This window comes from Methylomonas sp. EFPC3 (genome assembly GCF_029643245.1).
Lineage (GTDB): Bacteria > Pseudomonadota > Gammaproteobacteria > Methylococcales > Methylomonadaceae > Methylomonas > Methylomonas koyamae_B.
Genome location: NZ_CP116398.1, coordinates 1079375 through 1095998, shown reverse-complemented (window position 1 = coordinate 1095998; position 16624 = coordinate 1079375). Strand labels below are relative to the sequence as shown.

The following is a 16624-nucleotide window of genomic DNA, read 5'->3' as shown; positions in this document are numbered from 1 at the left end:
CGTGGATTTCATCGCCCATAGCCCCGAAGAGCTGCAAGCCCTGCTACGAGCGATAGAAGCGATTAAAGCCCAAGGCGGCGGCATCTTCATCCAGCAAATGGAACGCAAAGCCGATTCGGTGGTATTGCGGGTGCAACGCGAGGATCACGAAGCGGTCGACAAAGCGGCGATTTATGCCGAGGTGGAACAGCAAAAACAGGTGGAGATTTTGGCGCTTCGGCAGGAACACCAATTGCAACTGATGGCATTGAAATTGAACCATGCCGATGAGCTCAGAACGGCGGACCAAAAAATAGCGGCTACCGAAAAAGCCAAGGCCGATTTACTGGCCCAGTTTGTCCACGATGCGATAAACAAACCGATAACTATCGAAACGTCTTACATGAAACAAGATCACCGCCACTACACCGAAATTGGCGACGTCAATCAAGGCAACGTCGCCGTTGGAGACTACAACCAACAAAGCCTGCATATCGAACAACTGGCCGAAGGCGAATTGAAAACCCTGCTGCAACGGCTAGGCGCGTTAATCGACGATGCACCGTTGAAAAAAGCCGACCGCCAAGCCTTGGAAACCCAAATCGACCAACTCGCCGCCCAGGCCGGTCAAGCAAATCCGCCTAAAACCGAAATCAGCAAAACCATAGGCACGTTGAAAGATCTGACGGCCATTTTCAAAGACCTGCCGGCTATCGGCACTCAATATGGAGTCTTACTGGCCGAGCTGGCCCAGCTAATCAGCTAGGTTAGGCCCTGTGCTGCCGGCAAGCCGGCCAGTAGCGCACGAGATCAAGGATCGCACCTCGTACCACGAGCAACAATCCGTCTTTAGGCGACAGCGTACTCTCGGCTCCTGCCAACTTGTTCTAGAAGTTGACTCCTGCAATAGCCCTGCTCAACCTACTCAGTCAAATGGGATAGCCCATCAACCATTCCAGATGCACTCCGCTTGGTTGCGAGTCGATGCCAGAGAGCAGGAAGAAACCAGACAATCGCCTGTCCGTTTGTGTTGATCGACACAGCATGCGGTAACAATTTCGGCTGGAAGTTGCCGTTCGCAATACCGGCAACCTGCCGAAATATCGTATTTTTTGGAATTGGCCTTGATTTTGAATGTTCCGATACTGAGCGCCAAGCTGTCTGATTGATCACCCTGACAGCTAAATGTAACTCTCGATCCGGTGTCTGAGCGGCGTGAAGACCAGATCGGTCCGATAGAACTTAAGCCACAAATAACGCCCCCCAGACTTTGCGAGACCGAATGAGAAGGATGTTATGTTGGATATCGCCATAATCGGGGCCGGTTTGTCCGGTCTATATCTGGCCGAACGTTTGGCTGACGGCCAGCGCAATATTGCGCTGTTCGATGCGCGCGACCGCTATGGCGGACGTATCCTGACGGTTCGGTTAGCGAACGGCTCGGCGGCGGATTTAGGGCCGACTTGGGTCTGGCCTGAGCAGCAACCGCGGATCGTCAAGTTGTGCCGCCGGCTGAATTTGGCGCTGTTCCACCAAGCTGATACCGGTTTGAGCCTGTATAAAGCGACTAGTGTTGCCGAGCCAGTCGAGTATGTCGACAAGCAAACCCACGCCGGCGCATATCGAATCCAGGGTGGCTGTGGCTGTATAACCGATGCGCTGGCGAGCAATCTGGACAATACACCTTTGCATTTGGGCTGGTGTCTGGACCGGGTTGCGGACTGCGGCACATATGTGGAACTGGCGTTCTCGGTCAACGGTTCGCTGCGCCTCATCAAGGCCAAACAAGCCGTTTTGGCGATGCCGCCGCGCCTGATAGCCGCCCGGATACGTTTTGAACCGGCCTTACCCGCCAAACTGGCGGACATCTGCCACGCGACGCAGACCTGGATGGCTGGACACGCTAAAGCGGCCATCGCCTACCCGAAAGCCTTCTGGCAGAGTCAAGGCTGGTCGGGTAATGCGCTGGCGGCGTATCCCGGCGCGATACTTTCGGAGATTTACGACGCTGGCGATCCGCAGTCCGGCTCTGCCGCTTTGTTCGGCTTTTTCGGCATCCCGGCGCAGCTACGCGAACAATACCGCCAGCAGTTGCCGGAGTTGGTCGCCAGCCATTTGGTGACTGTATTCGGCCAATCGGCGGCGACGCCGGCCGATCTGCAAATTCAGGACTGGAGCGGGGAGCGTTTCACGGCAACGGACGCCGACAGCCTACCGCCGATTACCCATATATGGACTCCTCCCCAATTGCAAGCCAAGTGTTATCAAAATTGATGTTTCCAACAGAGATCAAGATTGCAGCCATATATTCGGTCTCTTGATGAAGGTACTTGATAGGCCTTCGGACCCTGATGAATCTATCCGCGCGCTTTTTCCACTATCATCCTAACGGTTTCTTAAGAACCTATGCGCGGAACGGGATTTAAAAGCACCGGTCTGACCTGTTGAATGTCATCACTTTTGAGTTACTTGCCTCCGCAATCTGTTGAACTCTGTTTGTCTTGCCCTACACCGGATTGAGGGTTATCCACGCTTTGCCCGACGCCGGAGCCCTTCCCTCGCGTGGAGGCGTTGGGCAAAGGGTGGATAACCCGGCATCGAACGGTGGTTATGCCCCCGCTCGGTATGCTTTGCCCTGCGTCGCCATCGCCCAGAGTATCCGGGCATTCTTGTTGGCCAGCGCCACGGCGGCTTTGTTGAAGCCTCGTCGTTCGATCAGACCTTGCAGCCAGCGACTCAGCGGATCGGTCTTGCCGCTGCACACTTTTAGCACTGATCGCGCACCGTGGATCAACAAGGTGCGCAAGTAGCGGTTGCCGCGTTTGCTAATCCCCAGTAATACCTGTTTGTCGCCACTACTGTGTTGTCTGGGCACCACGCCCAGACTGGCGGCGTAATCACGTGCTCGGGTATAGCCCTTGCCGTCGCCAATGTCCGAAGCCAGGATGGTGGCGGTGATCGGCCCAACACCCGGCACGTCCCGAAATCGTTTACTCAGCGCATTTTGCTCGCATAAGCGGCTGATACGTTGCTCGTGGGCCTTAATGTCAGCGTCGATGGCTACCAGACGCTGATACTGTTCGGCAAACAATTCGCGGCCCGTGGACGTCAGTGCATTGTCGGCGTCTTCCAGAATCAGCGGTAAGGCTTTGCGCACGCTGTTAAGGCCTGTTGCCAGCACGATGCCGCGCTCGGCCAGAAAACCGCGCATCTGGTTGGCCAGCGCCGTGCGCTCGGCTACCCGTTCTTGGCGCAAGCGGTGAAGCATCTGCATATCTTGTTGAGCATCGTCTTTCACCGCTACCTTACGTTTGTTGGGCCGGGTGACCGCCGTGAAAATGGCTTCGGCATCGTTAAAGTCGTTCTTGTTGCCGACTACAAAAGCCTTCACAAACTTGGCATTCAGCAGCACGACTTCATGACCGAGTTTGGTCAGCTCCCGCGCCCAGTAGTGAGCGCCGCCACAAGCTTCTAGGCCAATCAGACTAACCGGCAAGTTGGCGAAATAGCTCAGCATCTCTGCCCGTCTCAGTTTCTTTTTCACCGGCCTGTCGTTCGCCGCCTGGCTGTACAGATGAAAAATGCTTTTTGCCGTATCCAGACCCACCACGTTACTATTCATTTCGGACTCCTCGTCGCTCCGTTTAAATTCTCTGGCGCAGTATGACACCGCGTGGGGTGGGGAGGAGTCCATGCCATCATCCCATTTACGGCAACCGCTGGTTGCAGCTAGACCTGTGGAACGATAAGTTATACTTTTCCGGCAGCGAAACCGCCGTCGACCAAGGCGGTTATCTCGAAGGTGCTTTGGTTGCCGCAGAGCGGGTATATGCGGCGCTCAACAATCCCGGTACCTAAATAGACCGGCGGCCTCAGTCCACCCAAACCGAATTCCGGACCAAGCGATAGGACTTCAGTTTACAACGCAGGCAACCAAGCCAAACTCAATTTTTTTACTACTATTCAGAACCGAATATGAAAATCTGCGGAAGGTTCCACGGTTTGGCGGGAAACCGTTCGCCAAAAACTCGAAATATGGCAAGCTAATCCGACTAAGTATTTGTTAACCGTCAAACAATTGAATTTCGTCTACTGTTATCCATTTTTAATGTCCGGCGCTGGCAGGTAATCGAATCAATGAAATTCCCAGAATCGATCTTTACACTCAATGCGTAAACTGATTGCGGCGTCATTCTTCGCCTCGACGGCCTTCGCCAATGAAGCGACCCGTGAAGATTTCACCAATCTGTCGATCGAAGAATTATTGAAACTTGACATCATCAGTGCGTCGCGTCTTGGCGAAAAAACCAGTCAGGCTCCCACGTCAATTTCGATCTTGACCGCAAAAGACATCCGCACGTTCGGCTGGCGCACCCTCGCGGAAGCGCTAAACAGCCTGCGCGGGCTGTTTACCAGCAATGACCGCAACTACAGTTTTCTTGGTGCGCGCGGTTTCATGCGTAGCGGCGACTACAATTCGCGGATTTTGCTGATGATCGACGGCCAGCGCATGAACGAAAACATTTACGATGGCGGTTATATCGCGCAGGAATTTTTGCTAGATATGGACATGGTCGACCACATCGAGTACGTACCGGGTTCGGGTTCGTCGATCTACGGCGCGAACGCATTTTTGGGCATGATCAACATCGTCACCAAAAAAGGCCAAGCCATTAACGGAGCTCAAGTGGCCGGGGAAATCGGCACTTTCGACACCTACAAGGGCCGAGTCAGTTACGGCAAGACGCTGGACAACGGTGCCGACCTGCTGTTTTCGGCGTCGCATTTCGATAGCGCCGGCGTGGAAAATTTGTATTTTCCGGGATTTGATGCCCCCGAGACCAACTATGGTGTCGCCCACAATATGGACGACGAACGCGCCGACCGCATGTTCGGTAAATTCGCCTTCGAAGAATTCACGCTGAGCGGCGGTTATGTCAGTCGTTTTAAACGGGTGCCGACCGCATCGTTCGACGCGGTTTTCAACGACCAGCAATACTTTACCGAGGACAAACAATTTTTCACTAATCTCAAATACGAAAAAAACTTCAGCGACACCAGTAAGCTACGCGTTAAAGGCTTTTACCAAGGCTACGGCTACCATGCAGATCAGGCCTATCTGGTTGACGGCGCAAGGGTGATCAACCATGATTTCGCGAGCGGACGCTGGTGGGGCGGCGAAGCGCAATTGACTTTTTCGCCGATCGACAGCCACCGCGTCATCATGGGTTTGGAATACCAATACGATCAGCGTCAGTCGCTGATCAATTACGACATTGATCCCTACTTCTCCTACGTCCAAAGCCGGCGTAGCGGCCATCGGCTGGAGGCGTATCTGCAGGACGATATCCAGGTCCTGGACGATCTGGTATTCAGCGCCGGCGCCCGCCTCGACTACCACCATATGCTTAACAGCATGCAGGCCAACCCGCGGCTCGGCTTGATTTGGAGCCCTTTGGACAACACCCAGTTTAAACTGCTTTACAGTTCGACCTTTCGGGCTCCCAACTCCTGGGAGCGCGACTACAATGCGTTTGGGTTCGTTGCCAACCCCGACATGCGCGAGGAGCAGATCAAAAGCTACGAAGCCATCGCCGAATGGCGCGGCAAAAGCGGGTTGCGGCTGCTAAGCTCGCTGTTTTACAACGATATCTCGCAATTGCTGCAGGGCCGACCAGTCACAGACGACATCAACGGCGACTATTCGGTGCAAAATTACGGCCGCTACCACGCTTACGGCATCGAGTTGGAAGCGGAAAAACGTTGGAACAATGGCCGGTTGTTAAAAGCCTCTTATACCTACAATCTACTGACTAACGAGAACCTGCACGGCACTTGGGCCACCTATTCGCCGCAAAACCTTTTTAAATTGCATTACGCTGAATCCTTTTTTAACGACAATCTAACGCTGGGGATCGAAAACATCTTTATCGACCGGCGCAAACTGGATTATGCCGGCAGCTTTGCCGACACTTACAATCTGGTGAACGTCAACCTGAGTTCGGATAAAATCATCCGCGGCCTGGACACCTCTTTCGGCATCTATAATCTGTTCGATATTCACCCGCAGATGCCGGGCGTCAGCAACCAAGTGGACATCATCCGCATGAACGGCAGGGAGCTTCGTTTGAAATTCCAATTGACTTTCTGAGCTCCCGACCATGTTGAGTAAGGCACACCACCCCTTGACTCCGGCGACTTTGGCCCTCGTAGTGGCCTGGTCGACGGCCACGCAGCTCGCCGAAGCGGCCAACCAATCGCCGGAAGAAGAAAATCTGCCGGATTTGACAGCGCTTAGCGTCGAACAGTTGTTGAATCTGGACGTGACGTCTGTGATGAAGACTTCGACCGACGTTAGCCATGTGCCGGCCGCGATTTATGTGCTGAGCAACGAAGACATCCGCCGCAGCGGGGCCACTACCATCCCGGAGGCATTGCGAGTGGTCCCCGGCTTGAACGTGGCCAAAGTCGATGGTAACAAATGGGCTGTTTCGGTGCGCGGCTTCAATACCCAGTTTGCCAATAAATTGTTGGTGCTGGTAGACGGCCGCAGTGTTTACAACCCGTTGTTCTCCGGCGTCTGGTGGGACCAGCAGGACGTGATGATGGAAGACATCGAGCGCATTGAAGTGATTCGCGGTCCCGGCGCCAGTCTATGGGGCGCCAACGCGGTAAACGGCGTAATCAATATCATCACCAAAACCGCAAAAAATACTCAGGGTACTTTGTTGAGCGGCCAAGTCGGCACTCAGCGCTACGGTGGCGGCGTCCGTTACGGCGCCGATTTGGGCGACGAGGCCTATTTGAAAGTCTACGCTCGGCACTCGAATTACGGCGACTCCAGAACCCGCGAATCATCTCATCAGGCCGGAGACGAAGGCGATATGAGCAAAGTCGGCTTTCGCTACGACAAAGCGTTCGATATTGCCAATAAGCTGAGTATCCAGGGAGACGCATTCATCGGCGACAGTAACGGCGCACCGGTTGAGTTTCCGGCACTTACGGCCAATCTGACACCGGTGATGGCGCCGCCCTACTCCCAACTGCTACCCGCCAACCAACAATTTTCCGGGCATTATTTACAAGGCCGTTGGGAGCACCACCAGGGTACAGATTCTACTACCGTCGTGCGGATGTATTGGGACCGGCATAGCCGAAAATCGCCGTTTCTGAACTCTCAATACCAGATCGATAGTTTCGATATCGACTTTCAGCACAACTACAAACTGGACGATCGCCATCTGTTATTGTGGGGTGCCGGTTTGCGTTTCAACCTCAATGACTTCGAGAACAGTCCGCAAATTTCGATGAGCGCGCCGCAACGGACCGACCGGATTTACAGCTTCTTTGTCCAAGACGAAATCAGCCTGGTGCCGGACCGCTGGCGCTTGACCTTAGGCGGTAAGGTCGAACACAACCCGGTCACCCATTTCGAAGTTCAACCCAATGCCCGCCTGTTATGGACGCCAGACGACCGCAACTCTTTCTGGGCCTCGGTATCGCGTTCGGTCAGAACACCGAACTGGGTGGAACAAAATATCTCGTACAGCCTGAATCTGCGTCCTCCGCAGCCCGGTTTGCCGGTACCCATGATCACCGGCTTGGTTGGCAATCCCAACCTTGAAGCCGAGAAAATGCTCGGTTTCGAACTGGGTTGGCGCGGCCAGATAACGCCGCAGGTCAGCGCCGACATAGCGCTATATCATTATAATTATGACGACTTCACCAGTTATTCGATTAGTAACAGTTTCAAAATCGTGCCGCCGGCAAGTTACGTATTGGTGAGTACCGGTCTGAGCAATTTGGGCATTGCCGAAGTCTACGGCGGCGAAGTCAGTCTGGATTGGCAGGTTTCCGACAAGTGGAAACTAAAAGCCAACTACAGTCACGAGGAAGACCGCGTCCGTCCGGGTAACGGCGTCCCGGCCAGCGTCGTCGTCAACGAAGGCAGCAGCTATCCAGTCCACAAAGCTATGCTGTGGTCGATGTACGATCTGACTCCGCAACTGAAACTGGATTTGAATTGGCGCTTCGTCAGTTCCACTGTCACCAACCAAAGCTTTACTCGGGGTTATCAGGATCTTGACGCACGCTTGGCTTGGGATCTGGGTTCGGGCTTGGAATTGGCACTGGTCGGGCGCAATCTGCTCGACAGTTACCATTTCGAATACGGTTCCGATCTATTTTCCACCGCAACCGCTGTGCAACGCGAGGTCTACGGCACCTTGCGCTGGCAATTTTAACCGGGACGGCGGAACTCGATGAATTGGCACATCCGTCAAAAATCAGCTCGCAGCCCCCAAGCGGCCGTTCAATGCCGCCGTGCTCGCTGGCGCCGGAATTTGGCCATGTCGGCGCGCAGAGCCGCTACGCTGCTGGTGCTGCCGCTGATATTCCTCCACAGCGCCTTTGCTGCAGAAACCGCCAACGAAGCCGCGGTAAAAGTCGCGTTTCTATACAACTTCTTTAAATTCATCGAATGGCCGGAGGCCGCCAGCCAGAACAAATTCAACTTGTGCTTGGTAAGCCCGCACAACCTTGGCGACAATCTGCTGGCACTGGAAGGCAAAACCGTCAACGGCAAACCGTTGGCCGTCCTCCAAGATGTCGCGAGCAAAGATTTGAAAGCCTGCCATCTGGTATATATCGCCAAATCGGCTGCCGGCGCCGGAGAGATTGCGCGGGATTTGAGGGGCGCACCGGTGGTCACTGTCAGCGACAAACCGGGCTTTTTAGAACAGAACGGTACCATTGGGCTGGTTCAGGACGGCAACCGACTGAACTTCGAGGTAAACCTGGACAATGCCAATGCCGCCAACATCCGCATCAGCGCCCAATTGCTGAAACTCGCTAGAAATCTGAACCTGAACAAATGATTCTGGAGCCGATATCGTCATGATCCGGGACAAGCTGGTCGACTTGCCGATGACCTATAAACTGCAGCGTTTGCAGGCAGTTACCTTGGCGTTGGCGTTGGCATTGACCTTGGCGATCGTCAGCGTTACCCAGGTTTGGCAGGAAAAAAACGAAATGCTCAACGAAATCCGCTCGTTAGGCAAGATGATCGGATTCAGCGCCGGGGCCGCGCTATTGTTCGGCGATGCCAAAACCGGTTCCGACATACTCGCCACCTTACGCGGCAAACCGGAAATTCTGTCCGCGCAACTTTACGGCCGCGACGGCGAGATTTTCGCCCACTATCCGACACAGGCTTTACAGCACAGCTTTCCGCCGAATCTGTTAAAAGCCCAGGAACAACAGATCGGCCAAAGGATGCGGTTGCTGAATCTGATAACGCTTAACCCCTTGCCGGACGATAATGGGGAAGTGGTCGGCTACCTGAGGATAATGATCGATTTACGTCCGTTGTGGCGCTCGGTCGGCATCAACTTGGGGCAAATTCTGCTCTCGATGCTCGTCGCCTTTATGTTTGCCGCCTGGTTCGGCCGGCGTCTGGCCGCATCCATCGCCGCACCGCTGACCCGATTGTCGCAACTGGCCAGACAGGTATCGGTCGACAACAATTACATGGTGCGGGCTCAAGGCGAAAGCCGGGACGAAATCGGCCAATTAGTCAAAAGCTTCAACCAAATGATCGAACGCATTCAACAACGCGACGCCGAGTTGGAAAACCAGCGCGGTTGCCTGGAGCGGGAAGTCGACCTGCGTACTGCCGACCTGCGCCAGGCCGTTATCGATGCGCAGGCCGCAAGTATCGCCAAATCCCAATTTCTGGCGACGATGAGCCATGAAATCCGCACGCCGATGAATGGCGTCCTGGGCATGACCGAACTATTGCTAGGTTCCGAATTGAAACCGACCCAGCGCCAGTATGCAGAGACCGTGTTCAGCTCTGCGGATTCGCTGCTGACCATCATTAACGACATTCTGGATTTCTCCAAAATCGAGGCCGGCAAACTGGAACTGGAGGAAACCGATTTCAGCTTGAGCAATTTGGTCGACCAGCTCGGTGCCTTGTTCTTCGAGCGGGCCAGTAGCAAAAACATTCGGTTGTTGTGCGAAATCGACCCGGCAACGCCGAAAGAAGTCCGCGGCGACCCTTACCGTTTGCGGCAAATCCTGACCAATCTGTTGTCGAATGCCGTCAAGTTCACCGAGGCCGGCGAAGTCAAACTACAGGTTCGCAACCGGGAATCCACGCTGTGCACGTCGGGCAGCGGCCTGTGCCTGGAGTTCAAGATCAGCGATACTGGCATCGGCATGAATCCGGAGGCCTTATCCCGGTTGTTTCAGGCCTTCAGCCAAGCCGACGGCTCCACCACCCGCAAATACGGCGGCACCGGTTTGGGCCTGGTCATTAGCAAGGAGCTTTGCGAGTTGATGGGCGGCACGATCCGGGTGGAGAGCCAGCCCCAGGTCGGTTCGGTTTTCAGCGTTTACTTGCCGTTGCGCGAAGCACTGGCGCCGTTGCCGGTCAAAACTGCCGCGCAGGGCAATCTAACCGGAAAGCACGTGCTGGTCGTTGAAGACAACGCCACTAACGCCAGAATCCTGGAAAATCATCTGGCCGAATTCGGCATGCATTTCCGGGTTGCAAAAAACGGCGGCCATGCCCTGGAAATTTTGGATCAAAGAGCGCAATCCGGGCAGAGTTTCGATGTTGCATTGCTGGATATGAGAATGGACGGCATCAGCGGTACCGAACTGACCAGACGTATCCGCGGCGACGCCCGTTTTGCCGGGTTACGCATCGTGATTATTTCATCCAGTGCCGACGAAACCGAGATGGCCGAAATCCGCCACTGCGGTTGCGACGTGCATTTACCGAAACCGGTTTACCGCCGTACCTTGCAAGATACCCTGTTACGCTTGCTACCGGCGGACGTCGCGGTCGACGCCAAACCGGCTGCGCCTGCTGCCAGCGTGCGTATCCTGCTGGCGGAAGATAATCCGGTGAACCAGAAAATCTGCAGCGCCATGCTGCGGCAATTGGGTTACACCCTGATTTGCGCCAGCAACGGCCAGGAAGTGTTGAACTTGTTCCAAACCGAACCGGCCGATTTAATCTTGATGGATTGCATGATGCCGGTCATGGACGGCTACACCGCGACCCAGCAGATCCGCGAACTGGAACGGACAAAGGCTATCAAGCGGACGCCGATTATTGCTCTGACGGCCAATGCGATGGAGGGCGACCGTGAAAAATGCCTGCGGGTCGGTATGGACGACTATTTGAGTAAACCGTTTTTGCAAAAAACCTTGCATGACAAAATCCGCGCGTTAATCGGCGACACCCGCCCGAACCTGTTTTCGGCGGTATCCGCTGCAGTTGCCGACATCGACCGCGGCCAACAGGCCGAATTCGATTCTGCTGAATTGCGCTCGCTACGCCAAATTGGCGGCGACCAATTAGTGGCTGAGGTGTTAAGGCTGTTTCGGGAAAATGCCGCGCAGCAAATCAGCGCGATCGCGTTTGCGATCGAGCATCAACAGAGTGCGGAGGTACGGCAAGCGGCGCATAGTCTGAAATCGACCGCAGCGAATATCGGGGCGAATCATCTGGCGGAATTGGCCCGCAATGTAGAACATGCCGCCCGCGATAACACGCTTGAGTTCGATAGTCGTATTGCCGAATCCTTGCAAACCGCCTATAAAACTATCGTGCAACAACTTCCCGCCACCGCTTCGTAGATGCAACGACCACACGCAACCAATCTGATCCTGGCCATCGACGATGACGACATGGTGCGTCTGATGTTGCAGGATATCTTGCAGCGGGAAGGCTTCGACGTGGTCTGTGCCGGTAGCGGTCGGCAAGGGCTGGAGTTTTGTACCAGCCGGAAACCCGATCTGGTGCTGCTGGACGTAATGCTGCCCGATCTGAACGGCTTCGATTGCTTGCAAGCCATTCGCCAAATGCCGGGCAACGCCATATTGCCGATCGTGATGCTGACCGGCGTGGACGATCTGGAATCGGTGAACCACGCATTCGAATTGGGTGCCACCGATTTTATCGCCAAACCGATCAATTGGCCGACCTTGCCGCACCGGTTGCGCTATCTGCTACGCTCTGTAGCCACCATGTCGGCGTTGGCCAAGAGCGAGTCGGAATTACGCAAAGCGCAAAAAATTGCCCAACTCGGCAGTTGGGATTGGCAGGTTAGCAGCGACACACTGCAATGTTCGGATGAGATTTTCAATATTCTGGACATCGATCCGCCGCGTCATTCTTTCAAAATGCTGGATCTGCTCAACCGCGTGGACGCTTCAGAGGCCGCCAAATTGCAGCAGGCCATAGACTTGTGCCTTAAGAACAAGCTGAGTTTCCGCATCGAATTGCCGGTGACGCATCGCGACGGCAGCAGCCGGGTACTTCACATTCAGGGCGAACCGATTGTCGAGCACGACGCGGTGGAGCATATCCGCGGCGCGATTCAGGATATTACCGAACGACGCCACATCGAAGAGCGGGTGCGGTTTTTATCCTATTACGACCCATTGACCGGGCTGCCCAACCGCACTCTGTTCAAAGAAATTTTGGGCCAGGCCATGGCTGCTTGCGACCGTTACGGCACCGCGCTTTCGACCTTGTTCATCAGTATCGCCCGCTTCAAGCGCATCAATGAAACCTTGGGGCCTAAAATCGGCGACCACGTGCTGAAAATGTTTGCCGATCGCTTGGTCGCCGAAGTCAGGGAATGCGATTACGTCTCGGCCAATTCGGACGTCGATCTGGCGGATATGACGGTATCCCGGCTAGGCGGCAGCACGTTTACCGTTTTGTTGAACCGGGTACAAGACGCCCGCGACAGCGTCAAAGTCGCCAAGCGGATTTTTCATATCATGCAGCAATCGTTTCCGGTCGAGGCCACCGAGCTGTTTTTAGGCATCAATATCGGCATTGCCGTATACCCCGGCGATGGCATGGATGAAGATAGCTTCATCAAAAACGGCGAATTTGCAATGAACCACGCCGGCGAATACGGACACAACAACTACCAGTTCTTCAGCAAATCGCTGAATGTCGCTGCCTTCCATAAACTGGCGATGGAAAACAGCCTGCGCCGGGCCATCGAACGCGACGAACTGGAACTGTATTACCAGGCAAAAATCGACATTCGCCGCCATCGAGTGGTCGGTTGCGAAGCCTTGATTCGTTGGCGCCACCCGGAATTGGGCTTGATCGGTCCGTCACAATTCATCCCGATCGCCGAAGATTCCGGCCTGATCGCACAGATCAGCAATTGGGTTCTGGAGAACGCCTGTCGTCAGGTGCTGAGTTGGCGACGGCAAGGCGCTTGCCCTGAATTGGTGATGTCGGTCAACGTCTCCGCCAACCAATTCCGCCAACGCGGATTCTGCGGCCATGTCCGCGAGGTATTGGCGCAAATCGGCCTGGAGCCGCGCTATTTGAAACTGGAGTTGACCGAAACCATTCTGCTGCACAATGTCGAAGAGGCATTGGTTACGCTACGCGAGTTGCAGGCTTTGGGTGTCAGGATCAGCATCGACGATTTCGGCACCGGCTATTCGTCGTTGTCCTACCTGAAAAAACTGCCGATATCGGAGTTGAAGGTGGACCACAGTTTCGTTCGCGACTTGCCGCACAACGAAGACGACATGGCGATTACCTCGGCGATTTTGGCACTGGCCGAGGCCTTGTCCTTGGAAGTGGTTGCCGAGGGCGTAGAAAACCAGGATCAGGCTAACTTTTTGCTGGACAATGGCTGCGACATCGTACAAGGGTTTCTGTTCCAGCGGCCGATGCCGGCTGCCGAATTCGCCGAGTTTGCCAGAGTGTTCGATAGCCAATCCGTCGTTGACCCGATTTCGCCGTGACCATCGATCCCAAAATTCTGATTGTCGACGACGACGCCATGGTCAGATTGTTGGTGGGCCAAGTATTACGCGCCAACCAATACCAAACCGTGGAAGCCGAAAACGGGCGCGAAGGCTTGCGCTTGTTTTACCAGGAACAGCCGGATCTGGTGTTATTGGACGTGATGATGCCGGAACTGGATGGCTTCGCCTGTCTACGGCAAATCCGGTCGCTGCCGCACTGTAACACGCCTATCGTAATGATGACGGCTATCGAAGACACTCACGCGGTCAACGAAGCCTTCGAGCTGGGCGCCACCGATTTTATCGGCAAACCGGTGCAATGGCCTCTGTTGCCGCACCGGATCGAGTACGTATTGCGCGCCCATCGCACGACGCAAAACTTGTTGGAGCAGCAAAACCTGTTGCGACACAGCGAGCAGCGCTTCCGCGAGCTGGTCGAAAGTCTGAGTTCCGAATATTTTCTGTTCTCTTTGAATCCGCAAGGTGAGTTCATTTACCTGGGGCCATCGGTAGAACAGATTCTCGGTTATCCGGCCGACCGGTTATTGGGCGATTGCTTTGCTTTGGCGACGGAAAATCCCCTCAACCAAGCCGCCCGCGCCCATACTCAAGCCTGTTTGAACGGTATCAAGCCGCCCAATTACGAGTTGGAATTGCGCTGCCGAAACGGCGGCAGCCGGTTGCTTAGCCTAAACGCCACCCCCATTTTCGACGACCTGGACCGGGTGATTGCAGTCAACGGCCTGGCCCACGATATCACCGAAATTCGCCGGACCCAACAAGCACTCAGCGATAGCGAAGAACGCCTGCGTTTGTCGATGCAGGCCGCCAAACTCGGCTTTTTCGACTTGAATCCGCAGACCGGCGCAACCGTTGTCAATCGCGAATATTCGACAATGCTTGGTTACGAGGCGACCGCTTTTTCGGCCGACTTCGACGCCTGGGCCGAAAGGCTGCATCCCGACGACCGTCAGGCAACGCTGGAGCGCTATCGAGCCTATATCGGCGGCGCTCTCGGCGAGTACCGGCTTGAATATCGTGTGCGTTGCGCCGACGGCAGTTGGAAATGGATTCAGTCGATCGGCAGTATTGTCGAACGCGACGCCGACGGCCGACCGCTGCGAATGCTTGGCACCCACGCGGACATCACTGAGAGTAAAGTCGCCGCCGAACGCTTGAAATTGCTCGCCAAGGTGTTTGAAAACAGCGGGGAAGCCATATTTTTATGCGCGCCGGACCTCACTATCGTCTCCAGCAACCAAGCCTACACCAATATTACCGGTTACCGGGCCGAGGAAGTGTTCGGCAAAAAGCCGGCGATGCTCGATTCCGAACACAACGACAGCGGCCATTTCCGCCGTATCCGCCAAGCATTGAAGGATAACGGCTATTGGCAAGGCGAAATATGGGACACCCGTAAAAATGGCGAACCCTATCCGGCCTGGCTCGGAATCTCGACAATAGGCGATACATACGGTGCGGTCAGCCACTACATCGGCATTTTCTCGGACATCACGGCCCGCAAAGCCGCTGAAGCCCAGATTGAATATTTGGCCCGGCACGACCCGCTGACCAACCTGCCGAACCGGACTTTGCTGCGCGACCGTTTCGACCAAGCCATGGCTCATGCTTTACGCAATAACACGCTGGTTGGCCTGCTGTTTCTGGATCTGGATCATTTCAAGAACATCAACGACACGATGGGTCACGACGTCGGCGACCGTCTGTTGCAGGGCATTGCCGAACGCCTGTGCCAATGCGTCCGCGAAGTGGATACGGTGTGCCGCCAAGGCGGGGACGAATTCATCATCATTCTGACCGACATTCCGGAGGTGGACACCATCGCCCAAATCTCGCTGAAAATTCTCGATCAGTTAAACCAGCCGTTTCAAATCGAGGGCATCACCGTGTGCACCTCATTCAGCATCGGTATCAGCCTCTATCCCAACGACGGTTTGAGTTTCCACGGCCTGTTGAACAAAGCCGACACCGCGATGTACGCGGCCAAAAACGAAGGCCGCAATACTTTCCGTTTCTTTTCCCATGACATGAACCTGGCCTCTATCGAGCGCATGAATATCGAGAACGGCCTGCGTGCGGCATTGAAACAAAACGAATTACGCCTGCACTATCAGCCCCAATATTCGATTCGCGATAACAAAATCATCGGCGCCGAAGCCTTGTTGCGCTGGCAACCGGCCAGCGGCCCGATGATTCCGCCGGCCAAGTTCATTCCGATTGCGGAAGACAATGGCCTGATCGTACCGATCGGCGACTGGGTATTGCGGGAAGCCTGCCGGCAGAACCGGATTTGGCGCGATGCCGGTTACGAATTGTTAGTGACGGTGAATATTTCTGCGCTGCAATTCAAACGCGGCAATCTATTGGAGTCGGTACGCTCCGCCTTGGCCGAGTCCGGCCTGGAGCCGGAATATTTGGAATTGGAACTGACCGAATCGGTGTTGATGTACGACACCGCGACGGTCATTCAGAATATTGCCGACCTGAGAGCACTGGGGGTCAGCTTTGCAATCGACGACTTCGGCACCGGCTATTCCTCGCTCAGCTATCTAAAGCGTTTCGCGGTCAACAAACTGAAGATCGATCAATCCTTCATCCAGGATTTAAACTCCGGCAAGGCCGAAGACGCGGCGATTGTCGAGGCCATCGTACAACTGGGAGACACGTTGGGCTTGTTGACGCTGGCCGAAGGCGTCGAGACTCAAGAACAAGCGGAACGTTTACACCAGCTCGGTTGCCATAAAGCCCAAGGTTTTTATTGGAATCAACCGTTGCCGCCGGACGAGTTCGGCGCCCTGTTCGACGCCGACTAAGCTGTAGC

10 protein-coding genes are annotated in these 16624 nt (G+C 54.9%); 9 read left to right on the top strand and 1 reads right to left on the bottom strand.

Going from position 1 to position 16624, the window contains the following annotated elements; all coding sequences use genetic code 11:
- Position 1 precedes the first annotated feature (1 nt).
- Positions 2 to 745, top strand: coding sequence for a hypothetical protein (locus PL263_RS04895; protein ID WP_278211947.1), 744 nt, complete (start codon positions 2 to 4; stop codon positions 743 to 745).
- A gap of 530 nt (positions 746 to 1275) precedes the next feature.
- Complete coding sequence (locus tag PL263_RS04890) at positions 1276 to 2253, top strand: FAD-dependent oxidoreductase (protein WP_278211946.1); 978 nt, start codon at positions 1276 to 1278, stop codon at positions 2251 to 2253.
- A 334-nt stretch (positions 2254 to 2587) separates the two neighbouring features.
- On the opposite strand, the gene PL263_RS04885 is transcribed toward PL263_RS04890, so the two are convergent.
- Entirely contained in the window at positions 2588 to 3601 is a 1014-nt protein-coding gene (locus PL263_RS04885) for an IS110 family transposase (RefSeq protein WP_278209869.1), read from the bottom strand.
- Between the two features lie 101 nt (positions 3602 to 3702).
- Here PL263_RS04885 and PL263_RS04880 point away from each other — a divergent pair, with 101 nt between their 5' ends.
- From PL263_RS04880 to PL263_RS04850, 7 genes are all read left to right on the top strand, one after another.
- Positions 3703 to 3837 carry a hypothetical protein gene (locus PL263_RS04880; protein WP_278211945.1) on the top strand — a complete coding sequence of 45 codons (135 nt, stop codon included), beginning with the start codon at positions 3703 to 3705 and terminating at the stop codon, positions 3835 to 3837.
- A gap of 310 nt (positions 3838 to 4147) precedes the next feature.
- Entirely contained in the window at positions 4148 to 6130 is a 1983-nt protein-coding gene (locus PL263_RS04875; protein ID WP_278211944.1) for a TonB-dependent receptor, read from the top strand.
- A gap of 10 nt (positions 6131 to 6140) precedes the next feature.
- Positions 6141 to 8222: a TonB-dependent receptor gene (locus PL263_RS04870; RefSeq protein WP_278211943.1), complete on the top strand. Its 2082-nt coding sequence runs from the start codon at positions 6141 to 6143 to the stop codon at positions 8220 to 8222.
- A gap of 105 nt (positions 8223 to 8327) precedes the next feature.
- Positions 8328 to 8855 (top strand): YfiR family protein, encoded by a 528-nt coding sequence (locus PL263_RS04865; RefSeq protein ID WP_278211942.1) that lies wholly within the window; start codon positions 8328 to 8330, stop codon positions 8853 to 8855.
- A gap of 19 nt (positions 8856 to 8874) precedes the next feature.
- Entirely contained in the window at positions 8875 to 11631 is a 2757-nt protein-coding gene (locus PL263_RS04860; protein WP_278211941.1) for a response regulator, read from the top strand.
- The gene (locus tag PL263_RS04855) at positions 11632 to 13779 is read left to right on the top strand and encodes an EAL domain-containing protein (RefSeq protein ID WP_140911282.1); all 2148 of its coding nucleotides are present in this window, start codon (positions 11632 to 11634) and stop codon (positions 13777 to 13779) included.
- The gene (locus tag PL263_RS04850; RefSeq protein ID WP_278211940.1) at positions 13776 to 16616 is read left to right on the top strand and encodes an EAL domain-containing protein; all 2841 of its coding nucleotides are present in this window, start codon (positions 13776 to 13778) and stop codon (positions 16614 to 16616) included. The genes PL263_RS04855 and PL263_RS04850 overlap by 4 nt, the downstream gene beginning before the upstream one ends.
- Positions 16617 to 16624 lie beyond the last annotated feature (8 nt).